Annotated in this window: 22 protein-coding genes; 17 read left to right on the plus strand and 5 right to left on the minus strand. The window is 59.1% G+C overall.

The window, feature by feature from the left end; all coding sequences use genetic code 11:
* The first annotated feature begins 8 nt into the window (after positions 1-8).
* The 6 genes from G6L01_RS13740 to G6L01_RS13765 are packed head-to-tail and all read left to right on the plus strand — an operon-like array spanning position 9 to position 6078.
* Positions 9-332 (plus strand): cupin domain-containing protein, encoded by a 324-nt coding sequence (locus G6L01_RS13740; RefSeq protein WP_070166923.1) that lies wholly within the window; start codon positions 9-11, stop codon positions 330-332.
* 19 nt (positions 333-351) lie between these two features.
* Positions 352-1173 carry a 5-dehydro-4-deoxy-D-glucuronate isomerase gene (kduI, locus tag G6L01_RS13745; protein ID WP_070153340.1) on the plus strand — a complete coding sequence of 274 codons (822 nt, stop codon included), beginning with the start codon at positions 352-354 and terminating at the stop codon, positions 1171-1173.
* On the plus strand, positions 1170-1916 hold the full coding sequence (gene kduD, locus G6L01_RS13750) for a 2-dehydro-3-deoxy-D-gluconate 5-dehydrogenase KduD (RefSeq protein ID WP_070166924.1): 747 nt from the start codon (positions 1170-1172) through the stop codon (positions 1914-1916). Before kduI ends, kduD begins: the two co-directional genes overlap by 4 nt.
* Positions 1894-3363 (plus strand): mannitol dehydrogenase family protein, encoded by a 1470-nt coding sequence (locus G6L01_RS13755; RefSeq protein ID WP_139190367.1) that lies wholly within the window; start codon positions 1894-1896, stop codon positions 3361-3363. Before kduD ends, G6L01_RS13755 begins: the two co-directional genes overlap by 23 nt.
* On the plus strand, positions 3360-4553 hold the full coding sequence (gene uxuA / locus G6L01_RS13760; RefSeq protein ID WP_070166925.1) for a mannonate dehydratase: 1194 nt from the start codon (positions 3360-3362) through the stop codon (positions 4551-4553). The genes G6L01_RS13755 and uxuA overlap by 4 nt, the downstream gene beginning before the upstream one ends.
* Positions 4546-6078, plus strand: a complete 1533-nt coding sequence (locus G6L01_RS13765) for a UxaA family hydrolase (RefSeq protein ID WP_070167017.1) — start codon at positions 4546-4548, stop codon at positions 6076-6078. Before uxuA ends, G6L01_RS13765 begins: the two co-directional genes overlap by 8 nt.
* A gap of 2 nt (positions 6079-6080) precedes the next feature.
* Here the strand turns inward: G6L01_RS13765 and G6L01_RS13770 are convergent, their stop codons facing one another.
* A complete protein-coding gene (locus G6L01_RS13770; protein WP_234892045.1) occupies positions 6081-6707 on the minus strand; it encodes a TetR/AcrR family transcriptional regulator in 627 nt (208 codons plus the stop codon).
* A 62-nt stretch (positions 6708-6769) separates the two neighbouring features.
* Between G6L01_RS13770 and G6L01_RS13775 the strand changes: the two genes are divergently transcribed.
* Positions 6770-7300 carry a DinB family protein gene (locus G6L01_RS13775; protein WP_070166926.1) on the plus strand — a complete coding sequence of 177 codons (531 nt, stop codon included), beginning with the start codon at positions 6770-6772 and terminating at the stop codon, positions 7298-7300.
* Positions 7301-7460: 160 nt separating this feature from the next.
* Here the strand turns inward: G6L01_RS13775 and G6L01_RS13780 are convergent, their stop codons facing one another.
* The 3 genes from G6L01_RS13780 to G6L01_RS13790 all read right to left on the minus strand — a co-directional run bounded on the left by G6L01_RS13780 (position 7461) and on the right by G6L01_RS13790 (position 11718).
* Positions 7461-8894, minus strand: a complete 1434-nt coding sequence (locus G6L01_RS13780; protein WP_070166927.1) for an NAD(P)(+) transhydrogenase (Re/Si-specific) subunit beta — start codon at positions 8892-8894, stop codon at positions 7461-7463.
* A 16-nt stretch (positions 8895-8910) separates the two neighbouring features.
* Entirely contained in the window at positions 8911-10482 is a 1572-nt protein-coding gene (locus G6L01_RS13785) for a Re/Si-specific NAD(P)(+) transhydrogenase subunit alpha (RefSeq protein WP_070167020.1), read from the minus strand.
* A 303-nt stretch (positions 10483-10785) separates the two neighbouring features.
* Positions 10786-11718: a LysR family transcriptional regulator gene (locus tag G6L01_RS13790; protein WP_060718384.1), complete on the minus strand. Its 933-nt coding sequence runs from the start codon at positions 11716-11718 to the stop codon at positions 10786-10788.
* Positions 11719-11995: 277 nt separating this feature from the next.
* On the opposite strand from G6L01_RS13790, the gene chvE reads away from it, so the two are divergent.
* From chvE to G6L01_RS13840, 10 genes are all read left to right on the plus strand, one after another.
* On the plus strand, positions 11996-13009 hold the full coding sequence (chvE, locus tag G6L01_RS13795; RefSeq protein ID WP_156542295.1) for a multiple monosaccharide ABC transporter substrate-binding protein: 1014 nt from the start codon (positions 11996-11998) through the stop codon (positions 13007-13009).
* A 125-nt stretch (positions 13010-13134) separates the two neighbouring features.
* Positions 13135-14670, plus strand: coding sequence for a multiple monosaccharide ABC transporter ATP-binding protein (gene mmsA / locus G6L01_RS13800; protein WP_070166928.1), 1536 nt, complete (start codon positions 13135-13137; stop codon positions 14668-14670).
* Positions 14670-15869 carry a multiple monosaccharide ABC transporter permease gene (gene mmsB, locus G6L01_RS13805; RefSeq protein ID WP_070166929.1) on the plus strand — a complete coding sequence of 400 codons (1200 nt, stop codon included), beginning with the start codon at positions 14670-14672 and terminating at the stop codon, positions 15867-15869. Before mmsA ends, mmsB begins: the two co-directional genes overlap by 1 nt.
* Positions 15870-16046: 177 nt before the next feature.
* Positions 16047-17012 carry an AraD1 family protein gene (gene araD1 / locus G6L01_RS13810; protein WP_070166930.1) on the plus strand — a complete coding sequence of 322 codons (966 nt, stop codon included), beginning with the start codon at positions 16047-16049 and terminating at the stop codon, positions 17010-17012.
* Positions 17013-17103: 91 nt separating this feature from the next.
* Positions 17104-18849, plus strand: a complete 1746-nt coding sequence (araD, locus tag G6L01_RS13815; protein WP_070166931.1) for an L-arabinonate dehydratase — start codon at positions 17104-17106, stop codon at positions 18847-18849.
* A gap of 73 nt (positions 18850-18922) precedes the next feature.
* Entirely contained in the window at positions 18923-19870 is a 948-nt protein-coding gene (locus tag G6L01_RS13820) for a Gfo/Idh/MocA family protein (protein ID WP_071207281.1), read from the plus strand.
* A gap of 184 nt (positions 19871-20054) precedes the next feature.
* Positions 20055-21569 carry an aldehyde dehydrogenase (NADP(+)) gene (locus G6L01_RS13825; RefSeq protein WP_070166933.1) on the plus strand — a complete coding sequence of 505 codons (1515 nt, stop codon included), beginning with the start codon at positions 20055-20057 and terminating at the stop codon, positions 21567-21569.
* Between the two features lie 15 nt (positions 21570-21584).
* The gene (locus G6L01_RS13830; RefSeq protein WP_070166934.1) at positions 21585-22526 is read left to right on the plus strand and encodes a 2-dehydro-3-deoxygalactonokinase; all 942 of its coding nucleotides are present in this window, start codon (positions 21585-21587) and stop codon (positions 22524-22526) included.
* A 14-nt stretch (positions 22527-22540) separates the two neighbouring features.
* Entirely contained in the window at positions 22541-23188 is a 648-nt protein-coding gene (locus tag G6L01_RS13835) for a 2-dehydro-3-deoxy-6-phosphogalactonate aldolase (protein ID WP_070166935.1), read from the plus strand.
* Positions 23189-23358: 170 nt separating this feature from the next.
* Positions 23359-23721, plus strand: a complete 363-nt coding sequence (locus tag G6L01_RS13840) for a YbaN family protein (RefSeq protein ID WP_070167022.1) — start codon at positions 23359-23361, stop codon at positions 23719-23721.
* Between the two features lie 3 nt (positions 23722-23724).
* Here the strand turns inward: G6L01_RS13840 and G6L01_RS13845 are convergent, their stop codons facing one another.
* A complete protein-coding gene (locus tag G6L01_RS13845) occupies positions 23725-24582 on the minus strand; it encodes a DMT family transporter (protein WP_070167021.1) in 858 nt (285 codons plus the stop codon).
* Positions 24583-24740 lie beyond the last annotated feature (158 nt).

Genomic DNA, 24740 nt, shown 5'->3' on the forward strand with positions numbered 1-24740 from the left:
AGTGAGCGATGGAAACGCAGTTCGTTAGACCGTTCCCGCCCGTGGATGCGGGCCATGGTGTTACCCGCCAGGTCCTGGCCGACAGCCCTGAGCTTATGGTGGTCAAGTTCAGTTTCAGCGATGGCGCGCAGGGTGCGCGCCATAACCATCCCCATCTGCAATCCACCTTTGTCCAATCCGGCCGGTTCGAATTTTTCATCGGCGACGAGACGTTCACGGTCGGTCCGGGGGACAGTTTCGTTATTCCCTCCCTTGCCTTTCACGGCTGCCGAGCCATCGTATCAGGCGTGCTGATCGACACATTCACGCCCCGGCGTGACGATTTTCTTTGATATTTAAGGAGTTAAACCCATGCTGACCGTTGAAACCCGCCACGCCATCGACCCGCAGACCGCCAAAGGCTTCGACACCACAGCCCTGCGCCAGAATTTCCATGTCGGCGGCATTTTTGCAGATGGCGAAATCAGGCTGATCTATACTCATTACGACCGGATGATCGTCGGTGGCGCCGTACCCGGCGGCGCTTCGCTGGTGCTGGACCATGTGAAGGAATGCGGCACTGCCTCCATTCTCGACCGGCGCGAACTTGTCGTCGTCAACATCGGCGGCACCGGCACGGTCGAGGCGGATGCCACCTATGAAATGGGCAAGGGCGACATGCTCTATCTCGGCATGGGCGCGGGCAAGATCAGTTTTTCAGGCGCTGGCCGGTTCTACATTCTCTCGGCTCCGGCCCATCACACCTATCCGTCACGCCTCATCAAGATTGAGGAAGCCGCCAATGTGACGCTCGGCTCCCAGGCAACCTCCAATGAGCGCACCATCTACCAGTTCGTGCATCCTGATGTGATGAAGGCCTGCCAGCTGGTGGTCGGCATGACCAAGCTTGCCCCCGGCTCCGTCTGGAACACCATGCCTGCCCATGTCCATGACCGGCGCATGGAAGCCTATCTCTATTTCGACCTCCCGGAAGGCCAGCGCGCCTTCCATATGATGGGCGAGCCGGACGAGACCCGGCATCTGGTGTTGAAAAACGAGGAAGGTGCGATCTCGCCGCCCTGGTCGATCCATTCGGGCGCAGGCACCGCCAACTATACCTTCATCTGGGCAATGGCCGGTGACAATGTCGATTACAAGGATGTCGAAGTGGTGTCGATGGAGACGCTGAAGTGAGCGATGTGTTCTCTCTTTCGGGCAAGACGGCGCTGGTGACAGGCGCCAATACCGGCATCGGCCAGGCCATTGCCCTGTCGCTGGCCGGGGCTGGCGCCAGCGTGATTTGCGCGGGCCGTTCGCCGGTGACGGAAACTGTCGAGCAGATTACCAATGCCGGTGGCAAGGCGTCCGGCCTCACCCTCGACCTGTCAGACCCGATGGCCGGGCGCGGCATTTTCGAAGATCTCGGCCCGGTCGATATTCTCGTCAACAATGCCGGTATCATCCGCCGCGCCGATGCGGTGGATTTCACCGAGGCCGATTGGGACGCGGTGATGGATGTCAACCTGAAGGCGGTATTCTTCCTTTGCCAGGCTTTCGCCAAGGCCTTGTTTGCCCGCGAAGCGGGCGGCAAGATCGTCAATATTGCCTCGATGCTGTCCTTCCAGGGCGGTATCCGGGTGCCATCCTATACGGCGTCGAAAAGCGGTGTCGCGGGGCTGACCAAGCTGCTCGCCAATGAATGGGCGGCCAAGGGCATCAATGTCAACGCCATTGCCCCCGGCTATATCGAAACCAACAATACCGAGGCGCTGCGCAATGACGCAGCCCGCAACAAGGCCATTCTGGAGCGCATTCCGGCGGGTCGCTGGGGCGAGGCCGAAGACATTGGCGGCGCTGCGGTTTTTCTTTCCTCAAGGGCTGCCAAATATATCCATGGCGCCATTCTCAATGTCGATGGAGGCTGGCTTGCCCGCTGATATGTCCGCCAATCCGCAACGGCTGCGCCGCCCCGATAGCACCAGACCGCAGACGGGCATCGTCCATCTCGGGCTCGGCGCCTTCTACCGCGCCCATGGGGCGATCTATATCGAACAGGCCATGGAGAAATCCGGTGGGGACTGGGGCATTATCGGCGTCAGCCTGATGCGGCCAGACCAGCGCGATGCGCTCGCCCCCCAGGATTTCGCCTATACCGCCGTCGAGCTTGGGCCGGATGGCGAAACGCCGCATGTGATCGGCGTGATCAACGATGTGCTGGTGGCACGGGAAAACCCGAGCGCCGTGATCGACGCGATGAGCGATCCGGCTGTCAAAATCGTCAGCCTGACGGTAACGGAAAAAGGCTATTGCCACGAACCCTCCACCGGCAGGCTGAACCGTAACCATCCCGACATCCAGCATGATCTGGCCCATCCCGAAGCCCCCCTCTCCGCCCTCGGCTTTCTGGTGCGGGCGCTGGAAAAACGTCATGCGGCGGGCCTGCGTCCCTTCACGGTGCTGTGCTGCGACAACCTGCCGGAAAACGGCAAGGTGGTGCGCGGCGTCGTCCTGGAACTGGCCGGGCTGATCTCATCAGACCTGCAAAGCTGGATTGCCAGTGAAGGCGCTTTTCCCTCGACCATGGTGGACCGGATCGTGCCTGCCACCAAGCCGGAGGATATCGACCGGCTGGCGCAAATCACCGGCGTGCTGGATCTCTCCCCCGTCATGCATGAGCCTTTCCGGCAATGGGTGGTGGAAGACCGTTTCGTCGATGGCGCACGGCCAAATCTCGGAGCCGTCGGGGTCGAGCTGGTCGAGGATGTGACGCCGTTTGAGCATATGAAGCTGCGCTGCCTGAACGGCACCCATTCGTCGCTTGCCTATCTCGGCTATCTCGCCGGTCATGAAACCATTGCCCAGACGGTGGCCGATCCGGTTTTTGCCCGGTTCTGCAAAATGCTGTGGGACACGGAAATCACCCCCGGCCTGAAAGCTCCACCGGGCGTGAGCCTTGGCGATTATACAGCTGCGCTGTTTGACCGTTACGCCAATCCCGCCATCCGCCACCGCACCTGGCAGATTGCCATGGACGGATCGCAGAAGCTGCCGCAGCGGATTCTCGGCACCGTGACTGAGAACCTCGCCGCCAATCGGCCGATCAAGGGACTGGCTTTGGCCGTTGCCGCCTGGATGCGCTATGTTGGTAGCGTGGATGAAAAGGGCGACGCCATCGACGTGCGCGACCCGCTGGCCGGACGATTGAAAAGCTTGAGCGATGGTGCTGCCGAGCCTGCCGACAAAGTGGCGGCGCTGTTGGCCGTGCGCGAGATTTTCCCTGCACCGCTCGCCGATAACCCGACCTTCCGCAATGCGCTGACCACGGCCTATCAAAGCCTTGTTACCAAGGGCGCGCGACAGACGATAGAGGATTTAAACCGATGAAAGAGAGCTGGCGCTGGTACGGCCCGTTCGACCGCATTACCCTGGCCGAGGTCGCCCAGACCGGCGCCTCCGGCATCGTCAACGCGCTGCACGAAATACCCTATGGCGAAGTCTGGGGCAGCGATGCCATTGCGGCCCGCCGCGACGAGATCGCCCATAGCGGGCTTGGCCTGACCTGGAATGTGGTGGAAAGCCTGCCGATCCATGAGGATATCAAGCGCGGCGAAGGCGATCTTGAACGGCTGTTTTCCAATTACCGCCAGTCGATGAAGAACCTCGCCGATGCCGGTATCTATACGATCTGCTATAATTTCATGCCATTGCTCGACTGGACCCGCACCCAGCTGGATGCGCCGGTGGCGCGCGGCGGTACCGCCCTGCGGTTTTCCGAGCCGCATATGGCCGCCTTCGAAATCCATATGCTGGAGCGCGAGGGTGCTGAAAACGACTATTCGCCAGAGGTGCGCGAGGCCGCCAAGGCATGGTTCGACGCCTCCAGCGAAGGCTTGCGGCAGAACCTGTTAAACAGCATTATGTCCGGCCTGCCCGGTGCCTTCGACCGCTATGATATCCGTGGGTTGCGCGAGGCGCTAAAGCGCTATCACGGCATCAGCCGCAATGAGATCCGCGCCAACTATGCCCGCTTCCTGGCCGAAGTCATCCCGACGGCAGAAGAGCTTGGCATGCGGTTTTGCGTACATCCCGACGATCCGCCGCGTGATATTCTCGGCCTGCCGCGCATCGTCTCCTGCGAAGACGACATTGCCTGGATCATGGAACAGCAACCGGCTCTTGCCAACGGCTTGACGCTGTGCGCTGGCTCGCTGGGGGCCAATCCGAAAAACGATGTTCCGGCCATTGCCGCACGCTTTGCCGAGCGCATCCATTTTGCCCATCTTCGCAATGTGGCCAAGGAGAAGGACGGTTCCTTCCAGGAGGCCGCGCATCTGGATGGCGATACCGACATGGTGACGCTGATTGCCGTGCTGATTGCTGAAGAACGCCGCCGCAAGGCAGACGGTCGCGCCGATTTCGACATTCCCTTCCGGCCTGACCACGGCCACGAATTGCTTGACGATGTCAGTCGTGGCACCCATCCCGGCTATCCGCTGGTCGGGCGGCTGCGTGGGCTGGCAGAACTGCGCGGGGTCATTCGCGCCCTCTCTCACGGACATGTGCATTATGGCTGAAGCCCCAGGGACAGTGCTGCTGCACCCGGATGACACCGTCGCCATCCTGACCAATCCCGCCCCGGCAGGCGCGCAGCCGCTTGGGTTTGGCCTGGCCCTTGATCATCCGGTAGCACGTGGCCACAAGATTGCCCGGCAGGATATGGATGCGGGTGGCAATATCATCAAGTTCGGACAGGTGATTGGCTATGCCAGCCGCCCGATCCGGGCCGGTGAGCATGTGCATACCGACAACTGTTCCTTCGGCGCTCACGACCAGCAGTATGATGTGGGGGCCGATTACCAGAAGGCGCTGGCCGCCATTCCCGTTGTGAAACCTGAGACATTCATGGGCTATCGCCGGGCGAATGGACAGGCGGGAACGCGCAATTTCATCGCTATCTGTGCCACGGTCAACTGTTCCGCCACAGTCATCCGGCGGGCTGCCGATGACATCAACCGCTCCGGTATTTTGGCCGACTACCCCAATATCGACGGGGTCGCCGCCTTTGCCCATGGCACCGGCTGCGGCATGGATGCGGGCGGCGAAGGGGCGGATATTCTGCAACGGGTGCTCTGGGGTTACGCCACCCATCCCAATGTCGGCGCTGCGGTTTTTGTCGGTCTGGGTTGCGAAGTCATGCAGCTCGCCCGGATGAAAATGCTCTATGGTGGCAATGACGAAAACCGGTTCTTTGGCCTGACCATTCAGGACAGTGGCGGCACTGCCGCGACCATCGCGCATCTAGTCGAACACATCAAATCCATCCTGCCCGTGGTCAATGCCATCAAGCGCCAGCCGATCCCGGCCTCGGAACTGAAACTGGCACTGCAATGCGGCGGCTCGGACGGGTTTTCCGGCATCACCGCCAATCCGGCACTTGGCATCGCCTCCGATCTGCTGGTCGGCATGGGTGGCACGGTTGTTCTGTCCGAAACGCCCGAGATCTATGGCGCAGAACAATTGCTGCTGCGCCGTGCAGCCTCCCGCGAGATCGGCGAGAAGCTGATCGCCCGCATTCGCTGGTGGGAAGACTATACAAAAATGAACCGTGGCTCGATGGACAACAACCCCAGTCCCGGCAACAAACTGGGCGGGCTGACCACCATTCTCGAAAAATCGCTGGGGGCCTCAGCCAAGGCAGGCAGCACGCCGCTGACCGACGTGCTGAACTACGCAGAACGGATCGAAACCCCCGGCTTCGTCTTCATGGACACCCCCGGCTACGACCCGGTCTCTGCCACCGGCCAAATTGCTGGTGGTGCGCAAATCCTGGTCTTCACCACCGGCCGAGGCTCCGCATTTGGCTCCAAACCCACCCCTACCATCAAACTTGCCACCAACAGCAAACTGTTTGAGGACATGCCCGACGACATGGACCTCAACTGCGGCGACATCATCAGCGCCGGGATTTCGGTGGAGCAGAAAGGGCGGGAGATTCTGGATCTCGTGCTCGCTTCAGCTTCGGGGCAGAAAACGAAATCGGAGATTTTGGGCCTGGGGGATAATGAGTTTGTGCCTTGGCAGGTTGGGGCGGTGATGTGAGATTAAACCTCTGATAAATATAATTGAACCATGCGAACAAGTTCATTCCTGACCTCTATCGTTTGCAAGGTTCCGCGACGTGCTGCGTTATGGATGACGCCGTCAATCGCATCTGACAGGATGATACCCATGGTCTCATTGCGCTTCGTGTTCTGAGGTGAGCAATATTTGGCAACAGCAGCACAATAATATCCAAGATATTCCTTCTCGAAATTGCTGTTCGGGTCTCTGAATATTTCTGAACTTGGAGCTTCATCGAGTAAAACCCTGTGCAGACGCGGATGAACGCTATGGATGCCAATGACGCCATCCACCAGATCCTTCACAAAATCCGACTGAGGCTGGTTGCTCTCCACCACATTTTTCAACACCGTACGGCAATCTTCGAGGTGTCGATTGCGTATGGCGTCGATCAAAGAATGTTTATCAGGGAAATACTGATAATAAGACCCAACGCTTACGCCTGCGACTTCGGCAACCTTGTTGGTGGTAAAACCTGCCCAACCCTCCTCACTCAAAATGCGAGCAGCAGCTTCAATGATCGCGTCCACTGTCGCCTTGGACCGCAGCTGTCTCGGCAATTTGCGCATCGTTGACGTCGATTTTTCGATGCGAGTAGCCAAATGCATCTCTCCAGACAAGAATGCGAATAAATTACTCGTATTTGCAAGAAAGGCAACGGAGGCATTCGATGCACGCTCTATTCAACAGTTTTTTCAACTATCAAGCATGGGCCAATAGCGCATTTTTCGACGCACTTGAAACTCTGGACCGTACACAACATGAAACTGAACATCATCAGGCAATACGCCTGATGAATCATACTCATGTCGTCGCAGAGATATTCGCAGCGCATCTCCTCGGGCGGTCCCATAGTTACACCTCAGACAATACAGCTGACACACCGGAACTGACGGAGTTACGCAGCGCTGTCGCGACATCTGATCAATGGTATCTCGACTATGTACGGAGCATCACACCAGAGCATCGTTGCGAGAAAATCGCGTTTTCCTTCACCGATGGCGACATGGGTTATATGACACGTGAGGAAATGCTTGCACATGTTGTGATGCATGGCGGCTACCATCGAGGTGAGATCGGTCGCATTCTAGCACAGACTTCCGCCCAACTGCCGTGGGATACGTTTGCTGTCTTTCTGCATCAAACTCAACCGAACCGTCGGCGACAGGACAAACTGGAGTTTGCACCTAGCCCATTTTAAGGTGCTAAGAACTAAAGGTGCTAAGAACTAAAGGAAATACCTTAGTTCTCATTAGTCTTTCTTAGTTTTCTACGCGCCTTCCAGACAAGACAACCGAAGAATTCACAACAAAAAGCCGGGCGTCGCCACCCGGCTTTCCATCTCGCAAACCTACCCGATCTTACTTAATCATCGGCAGCAATTCAGTGATCGACTTCTTCGCATCGCCATAGAACATCCGCGTATTTTCCTTATAAAACAGCGGGTTCTCGATGCCGGAATAGCCGGTGCCTTGACCGCGTTTGGAGACGAACACCTGCTTGGCCTTCCACACCTGCAACACAGGCATGCCAGCAATCGGGCTGTTGGGGTCTTCTTCGGCTGCCGGGTTGACGATGTCGTTGGAGCCGATGACGATGACGACGTCGGTGCTCGGAAAATCGTCGTTGATTTCGTCCATTTCCATGACGATGTCATAGGGCACCTTGGCTTCGGCCAGGAGCACGTTCATATGGCCAGGCAAACGGCCAGCAACGGGATGGATGGCAAAGCGAACGTTTTTGCCAGCATCGCGCAGTTTGCGGGTGAGTTCGGACACCGCCTGCTGGGCCTGCGCCACCGCCATGCCGTAGCCGGGGACGATGATCACGCTTTCGGCCTCGTTCAGCGCATTGGCCACACCTTCCGCATCAATAGCGATCTGTTCGCCCTCGATTTCCATGGCCGGACCGGTGGTGGTGCCGAAACCACCGAGAATGACCGAGATGAAGGACCGGTTCATCGCTTTGCACATGATATAAGACAGGATAGCACCGGAAGAGCCGACCAAGGCGCCGGTAACGATCAGCAGGTCATTGCCGAGCGTGAAGCCGATGGCCGCTGCCGCCCAGCCGGAATAGCTGTTGAGCATCGAGACCACCACCGGCATATCGGCACCGCCAATACCCATGATCATGTGATAGCCGATGAAGAAAGCCAGAAGCGTCATCAGCACCAGCGCCCAGGCGCCAGCGCCGTAGAAATAGGCAATCAACAGCAGGAAGGACAAGGCGGCAGCACCGGCATTCAGCATATGCCCGCCGGGCAATTGCTTGGCCTTGCCATCGATCTTGCCTGCCAGCTTGCCGAAGGCAATGACCGAGCCTGTGAAGGTGACCGCACCGATAAAGACGCCGAGAAACACCTCGACCTTCATGATCGACAGTTCCACCGGCAATTTATGGGCGAGAATAGCGGCAAAGCCGGTGAGTGCGGCCCGCGCCGTCTCGTCCAGCCGGGCAACATGGGCTTCTTCCAGATGGGTGTTATAGCCGATAAACACCGCGGCCAGGCCGACAAAGCTATGCAATGCCGCCACAAGCTGTGGCATTTCCGTCATCTGCACGCGGTTTGCCACGTAATAGCCAAGCACAGACCCACCAGCGATCATCAGCACAATGATGAACCAATGGCCGATGCCGGGGCCGAAAATGGTGGCGATGACCGCGAGGCCCATGCCGACAATACCGTACCACACGGCCCGTTTGGCGCTTTCCTGACCCGAAAGGCCACCCAGCGAGAGGATAAACAATACAGCGGCTGCAATATAGGCCGCAGAAACAATACCAATAGCCATAATAACGTCTTCCCCCTCAGGACTTCTGGAACATGGCGAGCATACGCCGTGTCACAAGGAAGCCGCCGACGATATTGATCGTCGCAATCAGCACGGATAGTGCAGCCAGCGTCACCACCAGCCAATTGCCGGAGCCGATCTGCAGCAATGCGCCCAGAATGACGATGCCGGAAATCGCATTGGTCAGGGCCATCAGCGGCGTATGCAGCGAATGGCTGACACCCCAGATCACCTGGAAACCAATGAAGCAGGCCAGAACGAACACAATGAAATGGCTCATGAAGCTGACAGGGGCAAACGCACCCACCAACAGCATCACCGCCGTGCCAATGGCCAGCAGCTTGACCTGATTGGCGGTCTGCGCCTTGAACTCGGCAGCTTCCTTGGCCCGCTTTTCATCGTGGGTCAGTTCCTTGACCTTTTCCTTCGGCTTGGCGGCGGCAATCGCCTGCACCTTGGGCGGCGGTGGCGGATAGGTGATCGCCCCTTCAAACGTCACGGTCGCGCCCCTGATAACGTCGTCTTCCATATTGTGGACGAGCTTGCCATCCTTGGCCGGCGTCAGATCCGTCATCATATGGCGGATATTGGTGGAATAAAGCGTCGAGGATTGCGCCGCCATCCGGCTCGGAAAATCCGTATAACCAATGACAATAACGCCATTGTCGGACACCACCCGCTGGTCGGCCACCGTCAGATCGCAATTACCGCCCCGCTCGGCGGCGAGGTCGATAATGACAGAGCCGGGCTTCATGGAAGCCACCATATCGGCCAGCCACAGCTTTGGCGCATCCCGGCCCGGGATCAGGGCCGTAGTGATGACGATGTCGATATCGGGGGCCAGTTCGCGGAATTTCGCCAATTGCTTTTCGCGGAATTCCGGCGAAGACGGCGCGGCATACCCACCGGTGGCGGCCCCATCCTGGCTGGCTTCGAATTCGAGATAGACGAACTGCGCGCCCATGCTCTCGATCTGCTCGGCCACTTCAGGGCGAACGTCGAACGCATAGACAATCGCGCCCAGTGACGTCGCCGTACCGATGGCGGCAAGACCGGCGACACCGGCACCGATGATCAGCACCTTGGCTGGCGGAACCTTGCCCGCTGCCGTCACCTGCCCGGTGAAGAACCGGCCAAAATTATTGCCCGCCTCGATCACGGCGCGATAACCGGCAATATTGGCCATGGAGGACAAGGCATCCATTTTCTGGGCGCGCGAGATGCGCGGCACCATGTCCATGGCGATCACATTCGCGCCCTTGGCCTTGGCCTCTTCCAGAAGCGCGGCATTCTGCGCGGGATAAAAGAAGGAGATCAGGGTTTTTCCGGGCTGCAACTGGGCAATTTCAGTCGATTCCGGTGGACGAACCTTGGCAATCACATCCGCTTGCGCATAGAGCGCTTGCGCAGTGTCGGCGACCGTAACGCCCGCTTTGCGGTAGGCATCGTCGGAAAAACCAGCAGCCTTGCCGGCGCCTGTTTCGATCAGGCATGCATAGCCAAGTTTCTGCAATTGTTGTGCGCTGTCGGGTGTCATCGCAACGCGCGCTTCGCCAGCATATAATTCTTTTGGTGAGCCTATTGTCAAACTCATAGAAACCTCCTGACCCTCGATACGGGGGAACCGCACCAGCTTATCGCCTCCGCGCGCCCCCGTCCCCGTGACATGATGACCTCATGCCTGCGGCATTTAAGGGAGGTCGCGATTGCAAAACAAGCCTTTGTTAACGCTTTCGGTACGTTCGACTATCGATAAACACGGCTTTGCCGACAAACCGGCAAAACCACCAGTGCCTGACCGCCCTGTGTACAAACGCCACCTCTTGAAATGGTAACAGCTGTTCCAAAACGATCCTGCCACAGACCAACAGAGACCAGAAAAGAACAGATCTCAGCGCGTTGTGAATTCCTGAAGGACCAGATCCTGAAGACGGGCGGCCAGCGTCGACATATGCCGGTTTTTCATGCTGATCATGTGGTACGGCAGGACGATAATCGGCCGCCGGATCTTCAGGCAGCACAGCCCGGCCCCCGTCGTCTGCCGACAGAGCAGGTCGGACACTTCCCGGGACAGCGGCGTGATCGCATTGGATGCGGCAATCATCGCAATCATCACCAGCAGCGAGGTGGTGTTGACAACATCGACCGGCAGCGTTGTTCCCGCGTCGATGAAGGCGTTTTCAACGGCCTGGCGCACCGGCGCGCCCGGCCCCTGCATCACCCAGGGAAAATGCAGCAGGTCAGTCATCCCGAGATCCGTCGAATTGGCCAGGGGATGGCTCTGGTGGACGATCAGATCCACTTCTTCGGTGCGGGCGTGACGAATATGAAATTGGCGTGCATCGACACCAACCGGGATCCGCCCCAGCACAAAATCGAACTGTCCCGAAACGAGATTAGAGATCAGCGTACCGCTCGGGGCCACATCCACATAAATATCGGCAGTGCGGGCTTCTGCCTTCAGCGTGCTGATGGCAGGCACGATATAGCCGAGCGCCCCACCCGTTACCGCACCGACACTGACCGTGCCGGATGCGCCGCGCTTGATTGCGTCCACCTCGCGCATCGCCTCGCGCATTTCCTGAAGCAGGATTTCAGAGCGCCGCACCAGGGCCGCCCCCACTTCTGTCGCCTCCATACCCTTGGGCGTGCGCAGGAATACCGCCGCGCCGACGATCCGCTCGATCTCGGCCAGCATACGCGACGCCGCAGGCTGGGTCATCGAGACCTGGCCTGCCGCCAGGCTCAATTGTCCAAGCTCGCCAATCGCCTTGATGAGCGTGAAATGCTTCGGCTGGAGCCGGTTTGCCAGTGTATTATTCATAAAGCGTATATCAGGATTGATATGGGGAATGTCAAATAAATCATTTGAATGACATACCCGGACAGATAAGAGTCCCGCATGGATCGTGTAGTGCTTATAAAGCCTATCGGATTCTTTGCGGCGAACAGAAGGAGCTGGGGCCGCTTCTGCATGACGCACCAGGCCGGGAACGGTTTGTGGGCCAGATCATGCAGCGGATTTATATGGAAACCAAGGGAGGTTCCTCGTGAAGACACTCGTAAAACTTTTTGCGTCCATCGCTTTGGGCGCAGCTGTCATGTCGTCGTCTGTTTTTGCAGCCGACAAGGGCACTGTTGGCATTGCAATGCCGACCAAGTCTTCGGCCCGCTGGATCGATGACGGCAACAACATCGTCAAGCAGCTCAAGGAAGCCGGCTACACCACCGACCTTCAGTATGCCGACGACGATATCCCGAACCAGCTCTCCCAGATCGAGAACATGGTCACCAAGGGCGCCAAGGTTCTGGTCGTCGCCGCCATCGACGGCACGACACTGTCCGACGTGCTGAAGCAGGCCCATGACGCCGGCATCAAGGTCATTGCCTATGACCGCCTGATCCGCGACAGCGCCAATGTCGATTACTACGCAACCTTCGACAACTTCCAGGTCGGCGTTTTGCAGGCTGGCACGCTGGTTGACGGCCTCGGCCTCAAGGACGGCAAAGGCCCGTTCAACATCGAACTGTTCGGCGGTTCGCCTGACGACAACAACGCCTTCTTTTTCTACAATGGCGCAATGTCGGTTCTCCAGCCTTACATCGACAGCGGCAAGCTGGTCGTGAAGTCCGGCCAGACCGGCATGGACAAGGTCGGTACGCTGCGTTGGGATGGTGCTGTTGCCCAGGCCCGTATGGATAACCTGCTGTCGGCCTATTACACCGACGCCAAGGTCAATGCCGTCCTGTCTCCTTATGACGGCATCTCCATCGGCATCATTTCCTCGCTGAAGGGCGTTGGCTACGGTTCCAAGGACCAGCCGCTGCCGTTCATCTCCGGTCAGGATGCTGAAGTCCCTTCGGTCAAGTCGATCATTGCCGGTGAGCAGTATTCGACGATCTTCAAGGACACCCGCGATCTCGCCAAGGTGACCGTTTCCATGGTCAACGCACTGATGGAAGGCAAGACGCCTGAAGTCAACGACACCAAGACCTACGACAACGGCGTCAAGGTGGTTCCGGCTTACCTGCTGAAGCCCGTTGCCGTTACCAAGGCCAACTACGAAAAGGTCCTGGTTGAAGGCGGCTACTACAAGGCCGACCAACTGAAGTAACAAAAAGCGGCCGGAACTTTTCAAGCAAAAGTTCCGGCTTCCTTTTTATTGTCGCCTGCCTGCGCATTTCCACTATGGAATTGGCCTATTGTGGATTTGGGCGGCCGTGGCTCTGGAACGATATTATGGACAATACCATCCTCGAAATGCGGAACATCACCAAGACGTTCCCGGGCGTGAAAGCGCTTGAGAATGTGAACCTCAAGGTTCGCCGTGGTGAAATCCATGCATTGGTGGGAGAGAACGGGGCCGGAAAATCCACCCTGATGAAAGTTCTCTCCGGCGTTTACCCCGCTGGGACCTATGACGGCGACATCGTCTATGATGGCGAAGTGCGCAATTTCAAGGTGATCAAGAACAGCGAAGAAATCGGCATCATCATCATCCACCAGGAACTGGCTTTGGTTCCGCAGCTGTCGATTGCCGAAAACATCTTCCTTGGCAATGAAATTGCCAGCAATGGCGTCATCAGCTGGGAGGAAACCTTCAGCCGCACCAAGAAGCTCCTCGCCAAGGTTGGCTTGAAGGAGCAACCATCGACGCTGGTGACGGATATCGGCGTCGGCAAGCAGCAGCTGGCGGAAATTGCCAAGGCTTTGTCAAAAAGCGTCAAGCTTTTGATCCTCGATGAGCCGACCGCCTCGCTCAACGAAACCGACAGCGATGCGCTTCTCAATCTGCTGATCGAGTTCCGCGAACAGGGCATCACCTCGATTATCATCACCCATAAGCTGAACGAAGTGCGCAAGGTGGCCGACCAGATCACCGTGCTGCGCGACGGCATGACGGTCAAGACTTTGAACTGTCATGAGGAAGAAGTCAGCGAAGACGTCATCATCCGCAACATGGTCGGCCGCGATCTCGAAGACCGCTACCCGCCCCGTGACGTGCCGATCGGCGAAACCGTTCTTGAGGTCAAGAACTGGAACGCTTTCCACCATCAGCACCGGGAACGTCAGGTTCTTCACGACATCAATGTGTCGGTGAAACGCGGCGAAGTCGTCGGTATTGCCGGGCTGATGGGTGCCGGTCGCACCGAATTCGCCATGAGCGTGTTTGGCAAGTCCTATGGCCACAAGATCAGCGGCGATGTTCTGATCGACGGCAAGCCGGTCGATGTTTCGACCGTGCGCAAGGCCATCGACGCTGGCCTCGCCTATGTCACCGAGGACCGCAAGCATCTGGGCCTGGTTCTGGCCGAAACCATCCTGCACAACACCACGCTTGCCAATCTGCCCGGCGTGTCCAAGGCCACCGTCATCAACGATATCAGGGAAATCAAGGTTGCCACTGATTATCGTTCGAAGCTGCGCATCCGTTCGCACGGGATCTACCAGGAAACCGTCAATTTGTCGGGCGGCAACCAGCAGAAGGTGGTTTTGTCGAAATGGCTGTTTTCCAACCCGGAAGTGCTCATTCTCGATGAGCCGACGCGTGGTATCGACGTTGGCGCGAAATACGAAATCTACAGCATCATCAACCAGCTTGCAGCCGACGGAAAAGGCGTTCTGATGATTTCATCGGAAATGCCCGAACTGCTTGGCACCTGCGATCGCATCTACGTCATGAATGAAGGACGCATGGTGGCCGAGCTCTCGAAAGAAGAGGCAAGCCAGGAAAGCATCATGCGCGCTATCATGCGCTCAGGGGAGAAGAAATAATGAGTTCCGTCAACCCTTCCACGGAAGAACAGAACGTGGTGTCGGTCGCCTCCTATATTCGCGCCAATATCCGCGAATACGGCATGTTGATCGCGCTCGTCGCCATCATGGTGTTTTTCCAGTTCTACACGGGCGGCATTCTCTTCAAGCCGGTCAACCTGACCAATCTGGTTTTGCAGAACTCCTTCATCATCATCATGGCGCTTGGCATGTTGCTGGTGATCGTCGCCGGGCATATCGATCTGTCGGTCGGCTCCATCGTCGGCTTTATCGGCGCCATCGCCGCCATCCTGACCGTGCAATGGGGCCTTGGCTTCCTGCCAACGGTTTTGATCTGTTTGGTGATTGGCGGCGTGATCGGTGCGGCGCAAGGCTATTGGGTCGCCTATCACCGCATTCCGTCCTTCATCGTCACGCTGGCTGGCATGCTGGTGTTTCGTGGCCTGACGCTATTTGTGCTCGGTGGCCGTAACATCGGTCCTTTCCCCAAGGAATTCCAGCTGATCAGCACCGGCTTCCTGCCGGATCTGTTCGACATGGGTGACCTGCATTCGACCTCGATCATCATCACCGTCATTGGTGCCGTCGCGCTGTTCGTGCTTGCCTGGCGTCGCCGGCAAGTCAATGTCGCCCATGGCATCGATGTCGAACCGTTCGGCTTCTTCGTCGCACAGAACCTGATCGTTTCGGGCGCTGTGCTGTTGCTCGGCTACCTGCTTTCAACCTATCGCGGCATGCCGAACGTGCTGGTCGTCATGCTCGTGCTGATCATGCTCTATTCCTTCGTCACCCGCCGCACCACCATCGGTCGCCGGATCTATGCCATGGGCGGCAATGAAAAGGCCACCAAGCTGTCGGGTATCAATACCGAGCGGCTGAGCTTCCTGACTTTCGTCAACATGGGCGTTCTCGCGGGCCTCGCCGGCATGATCGTCGCGGCGCGCCTCAATTCCGCAACGCCGAAAGCGGGTAGCGGCTTCGAGCTTGACGTCATCGCGGCCTGCTTTATCGGCGGCGCATCGGCCTCGGGCGGCGTCGGCAAGATTACCGGCGCGGTCATCGGCGCCTTCATCATGGGCGTGATGAACAACGGCATGTCGATCATCGGTCTCGGCATCGACTTCCAGCAGATGGTCAAGGGCCTGGTGCTGCTCGCCGCCGTGTTCTTCGACGTCTATAACAAGAATAAAGCAGCCTGACACTTTTGGGCCGGAAGCACTCAACCGTTTCCGGCCCAAACCCCATGACGTGCAGCAATCCCGGGAATAATGTGAAGCGGCGTTCCTGCCGATTGCATGAGAGTAAAACCAGAGACCGTTTCAACGCCTCCGTTGCCATATGAAACGCTCCATGAAATGTTCCAAGGACACTGAACAATGTATCTTTCACAGTTGAAGGCTGGCGGAGTGATCTGCCGGCAGGGTGAAACCGCGCGCCTCGTGCCAGGATTTTCCTCCACCTATGATCTCGCCAAGGCGGCAATTGCAGCCAAGGTGTCCATCGCCGACCTCATTGCCAAACAAGGCGCTGGCGACACCGTCGATCTCACCGCCCTTGCCGCCAGTGGCAAGCTGGATTGCCCGGTGCGTCATCCCGATGCCGCCCATATGTTCCTGACCGGCACCGGCCTGACCCATACCGGTTCGGCATCGGCCCGTGACAGCATGCATGCCGACACCGCAGGCATGAGCGATTCGATGAAAATGTTCCGCATGGGCCTTGAAGGCGGCAAGCCCAAGGCTGGTGAGTGGGGCGTTCAGCCGGAATGGTTCTACAAAGGCACCGGCGTCAATGCCATCGCTCCCGGCGACGGCCTGGAATCGCCCTCCTTTGCGCTTGATGGCGGCGAAGAACCCGAAATCGCGGGCTTTTATGTTATCGATAACGATGGCACACCGGTTCGTCTCGGCTTTTCGCTGGCCAACGAATTTTCCGACCATGTGACCGAAAAGATCAACTATCTCTATCTTGCCCATTCCAAACTGCGCCCGGCCTCTTTCGGCCCGGAACTGCTGGTCGGCGACCTTCCGGCCAACGTTACCGGCGCATCGAAGATCTTGCGGGATGGTAAGACGGTCTGGGAAAAGCCGTTCCTGTCGGGTGAGGACAACATGTCCCACACCATCGCCAATCTGGAATATCACCATTTCAAATACGGGTTGTTCTGCCAGCCGGGCGACCTGCATGTGCATATGTTCGGCACAGCGACGCTGTCCTTTGCCGATGGCTTCAAGACTGTTCCCGGCGACGTGTTCGAAGTCAGCGCCAGCCAGTTCGGCCTGCCGCTGCAAAACCCGCTGGTGGTGGCGGCGGAAACGCCCTTTGCCGTCAAGACGCTTTGATGCCGCAATCGGCGGCATCACTACGGCCTGAATAGAAGAGAATGGCGGCGTTCAGCCGCTCAAAGTGAACGAAACACGGGATAGAAACGCCATGAGTGGTTTTACACCAAAAGCTTGGCCTCGCAAACTGAGGTCGCAGGAATGGTACGGCGGCAACTCACGCGATACGATCTACCATCGCGGCTGGATGAAGAACCAGGGGTATCCGCATGACCTGTTCGATGGCCGCCCGGTCATCGGCATTCTCAACACCTGGTCGGACCTCACCCCTTGCAACGGCCATCTGCGCGAGCTGGCTGAAAAGGTGAAGGCCGGCATCTGGGAAGCCGGTGGTTTTCCGGTCGAGGTTCCGGTGTTCTCGGCGTCTGAAAACACCTTTCGCCCGACCGCGATGATGTATCGCAATCTCGCGGCACTCGCCGTCGAGGAAGCCATGCGCGGCCAGCCGATCGATGGCGCCGTGCTGCTGGTCGGCTGTGACAAGACCACGCCGTCGCTGGTGATGGCCGCCGCCTCCACCGACATTCCCTCCATCGTCGTCACGGGCGGGCCGATGCTGAACGGTTATTTCCGGGGTGAGCGCGTCGGCTCCGGCACGCATCTGTGGAAATTCTCGGAAGCCGTCAAGGCAGGCGAGATGACCCAGGAAGAATTCATGGAGGCCGAAGCCTCGATGTCACGCTCCAGCGGCACCTGCAACACCATGGGCACAGCCTCGACCATGGCCTCGATGGTGGAATCGCTCGGCATGGCCTTGTCCGGCAATGCCGCCATTCCAGCTGTCGATAGCCGCCGCCGGGTGATGGCGCAGCTTTCGGGCCGCCGGATCGTGCAAATGGTCAAGGACGACCTGAAACCATCCGACATCATGACCAAGGAAGCCTTTGAAAACGCCATCCGCATCAATGGCGCCATCGGCGGCTCGACCAATGCGGTCGTGCATCTTCTGGCCATGGCTGGCCGCTGTGGGATCGATCTGACACTGGATGACTGGGACCGCTGTGGCCGCGATATCCCGACCATCGTCAACCTGATGCCATCGGGCGAGTATCTGATGGAAGAGTTCTTCTATGCCGGTGGTCTGCCGGTGGTGATCAAGATGTTGGCCGAAGCCGGCAAGCTGCACAAGGACGCGCTGACCGTTTCCGGCGAGACGCTGTGGGACGAAGTCAAGGATGTCCGCAACTGGAACGAAGACGTCATCCGTCCGTTCGACAAGGCGCTGACCCAGCAGGGCGGCATCGCCGTGCTGCGTGGCAATCTCGCCCCGAAGGGCTGCGTGCTGAAGCCATCGGCTGCTTCCGCGCATCTGATGAAGCATCGCGGTCGCGCCGTGGTGTTCGAAGACATCGACGATTACAAGGCCAAGATCAATGACGAGGCCCTCGACATTGACGAAACCTGCGTGATGGTGATGAAGAACTGTGGCCCGCGCGGCTATCCGGGCATGGCCGAGGTTGGCAATATGGGCCTGCCGCCCAAGGTGCTGCGCAAGGGCATTACCGACATGGTGCGCATTTCCGATGCCCGCATGTCCGGCACCGCCTACGGCACCGTGCTGCTGCACACCTCGCCGGAAGCCGCCCGTGGTGGCCCGCTCGCCATCGTCAAGAACGGCGATTTCATCGAAATCGATGTCGAGGCACGCCGGGTGCATCTGGATATTTCCGACGAGGAAATGCAGCGCCGCCTGGCCGATTGGCGCCCGAATGTCGAGCCGCCAGCCAGCGGCTATGCGCGGCTGTTCCACGATCACGTGGAAGGAGCCGATACCGGCGCCGACTTCGACTTCCTCAAGGGCTGCCGCGGCGCTGCCGTCGGCAAGGACGCGCATTGATCCATCCAATCTCCCATCAAGCGCGCCCACCGGCGCGCTTGACACCATTCAATGACGAGACAGGGAACAGGTCATGACCTCTTCTGAAAACACCGGAACCAGGGTTGCCCTGGCACTGGCCGGCGTCGGCAAGATTGCCCGCGACCAGCATATTCCGTCCTGCGAAAACGGCAGTGACTTCGTGATCGCCGCCGCCATCAGCCGCAATGGCAAGATCGACAGCGCCGAGAATTTCGAAAATTTCGACGTGTTTCTGGAGACCCGCCAGGATATCCGCGCCATCGCGCTCTGCACCCCGCCTGACGTACGCTTCGCCATGGCCAAGAAGGCGATTGCCAGCGGCCTCGACGTGCTGATGGAAAAGCCGCCTGCCGCAACAATCGGCGAAGCCCAGGCGCTGGCCGAATTGGCGCGTGACGCGGGCGTCACCCTGTTTGCCACCTGGCATTCCCGCTTTGCCAATGGCGTTGAGCCCGCCCGCCAATGGCTCTTGGACAAAACCATCACCCGCATTGAGATCACCTGGAAGGAAGATGTCCGCCGCTGGCATCCCGGCCAGGCCTGGATCTGGGAGGCCGGTGGTTTCGGCGTGTTCGATCCGGGTATCAATGCCCTGTCGATCCTGACCGCAATCATTCCCGGCCAGACCATCGTTGAAAAGGCAGCCTTGTCCTTCCCCGCCAATCGCCAGCAGCCGATTGCCGCCAGCCTGACGATGCGCAGCGCAGAGGGTGCGCCGATCAAGGCCGAATTCGACTGGCGCCAGGAAGGCCCGCAGACCTGGGATATCGTCGTCGAGACGGATCAAGGCATGCTGAGGCTCGCAAAAGGCGGCGCGGAACTCTATATAAATGAGACACTGACCGTTGAAGGCCCCGACCGGGAATATTCCCGGATCTACACACGCTTTGCCGAACTGGTGCGCAGCCGCGAAAGCGACGTCGATTTACAGCCCTTGCGGCTGGTTGCCGATGCGTTCCTGACGGCGGAGCGTCATCAAGTGGAAGCCTTCATCGAGTAAGACGCATTTTATGGGACGGAACCGGCATTTGTCGATCCCGCCCCGCAAGCCGAATGCACAAGCCAAATGCACAAGCCAAACGGATGCGCCAAACGACTGACGCAATTGCATCCAGGGCAAATAGCAGTGCGCCCGGTTAATCGCCGATCCGCCTGCCGAACGAGATTTTTGAAAGGACTGCTCCATGACGCTGAACCTCACCGGAAAACACCTGATTGCCGGAGAATGGGTTGAAGGCACCGCAACCTTCACCTCCAGCCCCGCTTCGGGCGAGAGCCACACATTCTTCCTCGGCTCCGCTGCCCTGGTCGACCGCGCCATGAAAGCCGCCGAACAGGCCTTCGCCAGCTATGGCTATTCTTCTCGTGAAGAACGCGCCAAGTTTCTGGAAGCCATCGCCGAGGAAATCGATGCACGCGGCGATGAAATTACCAAGATCGGCTCCCAGGAAACCGGCCTGCCGGAAGCACGCCTGGTCGGCGAGCGTGGCCGCACCACCGGCCAGCTGCGGCTGTTTGCCGAGCATATCCGCAAGGGTGATTATCTCGACCGTCGTTATGATGCCGCCCTGCCGGAGCGTCAGCCCCTGCCCCGCCCCGACATTCGCCTGATGCAGCGGCCCATCGGCCCGGTCGGCGTGTTCGGCGCGTCGAATTTCCCGCTGGCCTTCTCCACTGCTGGCGGCGATACCGCCTCGGCGCTGGCCGCCGGTTGCCCTGTTGTCGTCAAGGGTCATGAAGCCCATCCCGGCACGGCGGAAATCGTCGCCCAGGCGATCCACGCCGCCATCAAGAGCACGGGTGTTCATCCCGGCACCTTCTCGCTGGTCCAGGGCGGCAACCGCGAAACCGGCGAAGCCATCTGCCTGCATCCATTGACCCGCGCTGTCGGCTTTACCGGCTCGCTGCGCGGTGGCCGTGCGCTGTTTGATCTCTGCGTGCGCCGTGACGAGCCCATTCCGTTCTTCGGCGAACTGGGATCGGTCAATCCGATGTTCCTGCTGCCTGCCGCCGTCTCCGCCCGTGGCGAGGCGATTGCCAAGGGTTGGGCGGGTTCGCTCACCATGGGCGCTGGCCAGTTCTGCACCAATCCCGGCATTGCCATCATCAAGGCAGGCCCTGAAGCCGACGCCTTCCTGGAAACCGCCAAGACGGCGCTGGCCGCCGCCAATGCCCAGACCATGCTGACCGATGGCATTGCCAATGCCTACCGCGAAGGTGCCAAGCGCATCGAGGAAACCTCGGGCGTCCAGTCCGTGCTGACCTCCACCTGCGACCTGCGCAATGCCAAGCCCTATCTGTTTGCCACAACAGGCGAAAACTGGCTGGCAAACCATGTGCTGAGCGAAGAAGTCTTCGGTCCGCTCGGCGTGTTCGTCACCGTCAAGGACGAAGATGAAATGGTCGGCATTGCCGAAAGCCTGGTTGGACAGCTGACCACCACGCTGCAAATGGACGATGCCGACGCGCAGATCGCCCGCAAGCTGCTGCCAATCCTGGAGCGTAAGTCCGGTCGTGTGCTGGCCAACGGCTTCCCGACCGGCGTCGAGGTTTGCGATGCCATGGTGCATGGCGGGCCTTATCCGGCCACCACCAATTTCGGCGCAACCTCTGTCGGCACGATGGCAATCCGCCGCTTCCTGCGTCCGGTCAGCTATCAGAACATTCCGGTCGCCCTGCTGCCGGAAGATCTGCAATAAGCGCGGTTGAGCGGCATGGCTGACAAAACCGAAACGGGTGCAGAGACCGGCAAGCCCTTCGTTGGGCTTGCCGATTGGGGCACCAGCAATTTCCGCCTCTGGCTGGTGGATGGCGCGGGCAATGTGCTCGGCGAACGCCAGTCTGCCGATGGCATGTCGGCCTGCGCGGCGGACAACCGGTTTGCCGCCGTGTTGGAAGAACATCTGGAGGCGCTGTCAGCGCCTCTGGACCTGCCGGTGGTGATCGCTGGCATGGCAGGCGCGCGCGCCGGTTGGCTGGAAGCGCCCTATGTCGAAACACCTGCCTCGCTGTCCGGTCTTCATCACCATACCGTCAGCCCGAAAGCATCGCGCCCGGTCTATATTCTGCCGGGCCTTTGCCAGAAAGAGACCGGTCCTTTCGATGTGATGCGCGGCGAGGAAACCCAGCTTGCCGGTGTCGTGACGGGCGGCATTGCTTCGGGCGTGATCTGCATGCCCGGCACCCATTGCAAATGGGTGGATCTGGAAAACGGCGAGGTGCAGAGATTTCGCACGGTCATGACCGGCGAACTCTTCGATCTGCTCGCCAAACAGTCGATCCTGCGTCTGTCGATCCAGCAAGCCCCGGCGGAAACCGATCAGACGGTGTTTGCCGATGCGGTTACCGAAGCCCTCAGCGACAATTTCACCCTGACCACCAGCCTGTTTTCAATCCGTGCTGCCGGTCTGCTCTCCTCGCCTGGAGCCAACGAGGCCGCCAGCCGGCTCTCCGGCCTGCTAATCGGCGCCGAAATCAACGGCATGCGCGAGTGGGTCCGTTCCGGCAAGACCGTACATATCGTCGGTTCAAAAGCGCTCTCGGCGCTCTATGCCAAGGCGATCACCCTGGCGGACGGCAAGGCCAGCATTCTTGACGGCAGCGCCCTGGTGCGCGACGGTCTGTTTGCCGCCGCCAAGGCCATTCTTAAAAATTGACGTTAGGACAGATCATGACCACCACCCATACCCCATGGCCGCAGTTGAAGCGCGAACTGGTCGCCATCCTGCGCGGCATCGGCCCTGATGACATCGAAAGTGTTGTCGATGTGCTTTTGGAAGAAGGCTTCGAGGCCATCGAAGTGCCGCTGAATTCACCTGATCCGTTCATCTCGATTGAAAAGGCCCGCAAGCGTGCACCTGATGGCGTGCTGATCGGCGCAGGCACCGTGCTGGATGCCGGTGCGGTCGAGCAATTGCACAGTGTTGGCGGCAACCTTCTGGTAACGCCCAATACCGATCCAGCGGTGATCGGACAGGCCGCCCGGCTGGGCATGGTGTCGATGCCCGGCGCCTTTACCCCGACGGAAGCGCTGGCCGCCATCAAGGCCGGAGCCTCGGCGATCAAGTTCTTCCCTGCCAGCGTGCTGGGACCAAGCGGCATCAACGCCGTCAAGGCCATTCTGCCCGCCAATTTCCCAATTGGCGCCGTGGGCGGCGTCGGCGAAAACAATTTCGGCGACTACCTGAATGCGGGCGTCCGCGCCTTCGGCATCGGCACCAGCCTCTACAAGCCCGGTGACAAGGCCGATGTGGTCAAGCAACGCGCCGCAACGCTGGTCGCGGCCTATGATGCCGCCGTTTCTGCCCATAAGTCATAGTGCTACATCCACTGCCTGCCAGCCGTCATGTAACATGCGCCGGCAGGCAGGAAGACTGAACTGCCCAAACCAACATTTTTCGATATAAAATCCAAGCCAGAGCAGAGCTGAAGACTCCAAACCCCACCGAATCCTGTATCATGAACAGGATCTGGCTTGAGGGGATGGACATGCGGCTGATATTGCTGGGCTTGGGCTGGTTTTTCGTCGGGCTCGGTATTGTCGGTATTTTCGTGCCGGTGCTGCCGACCACGCCGTTCATTATCCTTGCCGCCGCCCTGTTTGCCCGCTCCTCGCCGCGCTTTGAGCAATGGTTGCTTGACCATCCCCGTTTTGGCCAGCCGCTAATGGACTGGCGACGCCAGGGCGCAATCTCACGGCGCGCCAAAGTGGCCGCTGTTCTGGCGATGGGTCTGAGTTTTGTCGTGATGTGGTTCTTCTCGTCGGCACCGCTTTACGTGCGCGTTGGTACCGGGATTATTCTTCTCTGCTCGGCGGCTTTCGTCGTCAGCCGGCCAGAGCCGAAACAATAACTTCTATTCCGGCACCGCCGGCAGCACGCAGTCGGTCTTGTTCAAGTGTCGCTCGCGGAAGAAGATGAACAGGCCGGAGCCAATAATCAGGGCTGCGCCGATTACCATGCCGGTGCGCGGCACGTCGCCAAAGAACAGCCAGCCGAACAGCACAGCCCACAGCAACAGCGTATATTGCAAGGGTGCCACCGCTGCGGCATCGGATATTTTCAGCGCCCGGTTGACCAGCATATGCGCCGCCATGGCGACGATGCCGAGCAGGCCCAGCATGACGATATCGGTGGCGGAGCCGATCTCGACCCAGTCGAAGGGCGCAAAAAACAGTCCGCCGACCAACGCCGCCGTCACCTGGAAAAGCACCAGAAGCTTATCCGGCGTAGCGCGCAGCGAACGACCTGACAGCATCATGAAAGCAAAGGCCGCGCTGCCGATAATGGAAATCAGCGCCGGTGCGGAAAACATCGCCCGCGACGGTTCCAGCGTGATGATCACGCCGATAAAACCGACCACGATGGCGGTGATGCGCCGCCAGCCAAGCTTTTCACCCAGCAGAAAGGGCGCGCAGGCCGCCACATAGATCGGCGCGGCCAGCCAATAGGTCATCACATCGGCCAGCGGCAGATAGCTGACCGCATAATAGAAGCCGATGATTTCCACCGTTGAGCACGTCACCCGCGCCAGCTGCATCCAGGGCCGTTCAACACTGAGGATCGGCGCAAACCCACCGCGCACCAGAAACGGCAAAAGCAGGAGCAAAGCCGCCAGACTGCGCAGCACCACGACCTGACCCAGCCCGTAATGGGCGACAAGCGCCTTGGCCATGGCATCGTTCAGCGCAAACATCAGCATCCCCGCCAGCATGATGGCCGGACCGGTGGCACGAGATGTCTGAAAATTGGCGAGGAGGGAACGGATCACGACTGTAGGCCTTGATTAGGGAAGGAGCGAATTGGCGCGTCCCTATCATGCGCGAAGCGAACCGCCCATATAGATCCGCTGAAATAACTACATTTGACAAT

The organism is Agrobacterium vitis (assembly GCF_013337045.2).
GTDB lineage: Bacteria > Pseudomonadota > Alphaproteobacteria > Rhizobiales > Rhizobiaceae > Allorhizobium > Allorhizobium vitis_B.

Bases quoted from the DNA above. Each gene is read 5' to 3' on its own strand.
- G6L01_RS13740 (WP_070166923.1), top strand. From the start codon at position 9: ATGGAAACGCAGTTCGTTAGACCGTTCCCGCCCGTGGATGCGGGCCAT.
- G6L01_RS13765 (WP_070167017.1), top strand. From the start codon at position 4,546: ATGGCTGAAGCCCCAGGGACAGTGCTGCTGCACCCGGATGACACCGTC.
- G6L01_RS13835 (WP_070166935.1), top strand. From the start codon at position 22,541: ATGACCACCACCCATACCCCATGGCCGCAGTTGAAGCGCGAACTGGTC.
- G6L01_RS13770 (WP_234892045.1), bottom strand. From the start codon at position 6,707: ATGCATTTGGCTACTCGCATCGAAAAATCGACGTCAACGATGCGCAAA.
- G6L01_RS13790 (WP_060718384.1), bottom strand. From the start codon at position 11,718: ATGAATAATACACTGGCAAACCGGCTCCAGCCGAAGCATTTCACGCTC.
- araD (WP_070166931.1), top strand. From the start codon at position 17,104: ATGAGTGGTTTTACACCAAAAGCTTGGCCTCGCAAACTGAGGTCGCAG.
- araD1 (WP_070166930.1), top strand. From the start codon at position 16,047: ATGTATCTTTCACAGTTGAAGGCTGGCGGAGTGATCTGCCGGCAGGGT.
- chvE (WP_156542295.1), top strand. From the start codon at position 11,996: ATGTCGTCGTCTGTTTTTGCAGCCGACAAGGGCACTGTTGGCATTGCA.
- G6L01_RS13840 (WP_070167022.1), top strand. From the start codon at position 23,359: ATGCGGCTGATATTGCTGGGCTTGGGCTGGTTTTTCGTCGGGCTCGGT.
- G6L01_RS13845 (WP_070167021.1), bottom strand. From the start codon at position 24,582: ATGCTGGCGGGGATGCTGATGTTTGCGCTGAACGATGCCATGGCCAAG.
- mmsA (WP_070166928.1), top strand. From the start codon at position 13,135: ATGGACAATACCATCCTCGAAATGCGGAACATCACCAAGACGTTCCCG.
- G6L01_RS13820 (WP_071207281.1), top strand. From the start codon at position 18,923: ATGACCTCTTCTGAAAACACCGGAACCAGGGTTGCCCTGGCACTGGCC.
- G6L01_RS13825 (WP_070166933.1), top strand. From the start codon at position 20,055: ATGACGCTGAACCTCACCGGAAAACACCTGATTGCCGGAGAATGGGTT.
- G6L01_RS13775 (WP_070166926.1), top strand. From the start codon at position 6,770: ATGCACGCTCTATTCAACAGTTTTTTCAACTATCAAGCATGGGCCAAT.
- mmsB (WP_070166929.1), top strand. From the start codon at position 14,670: ATGAGTTCCGTCAACCCTTCCACGGAAGAACAGAACGTGGTGTCGGTC.
- G6L01_RS13780 (WP_070166927.1), bottom strand. From the start codon at position 8,894: ATGGCTATTGGTATTGTTTCTGCGGCCTATATTGCAGCCGCTGTATTG.
- G6L01_RS13755 (WP_139190367.1), top strand. From the start codon at position 1,894: ATGGAGGCTGGCTTGCCCGCTGATATGTCCGCCAATCCGCAACGGCTG.
- kduI (WP_070153340.1), top strand. From the start codon at position 352: ATGCTGACCGTTGAAACCCGCCACGCCATCGACCCGCAGACCGCCAAA.
- uxuA (WP_070166925.1), top strand. From the start codon at position 3,360: ATGAAAGAGAGCTGGCGCTGGTACGGCCCGTTCGACCGCATTACCCTG.
- G6L01_RS13830 (WP_070166934.1), top strand. From the start codon at position 21,585: ATGGCTGACAAAACCGAAACGGGTGCAGAGACCGGCAAGCCCTTCGTT.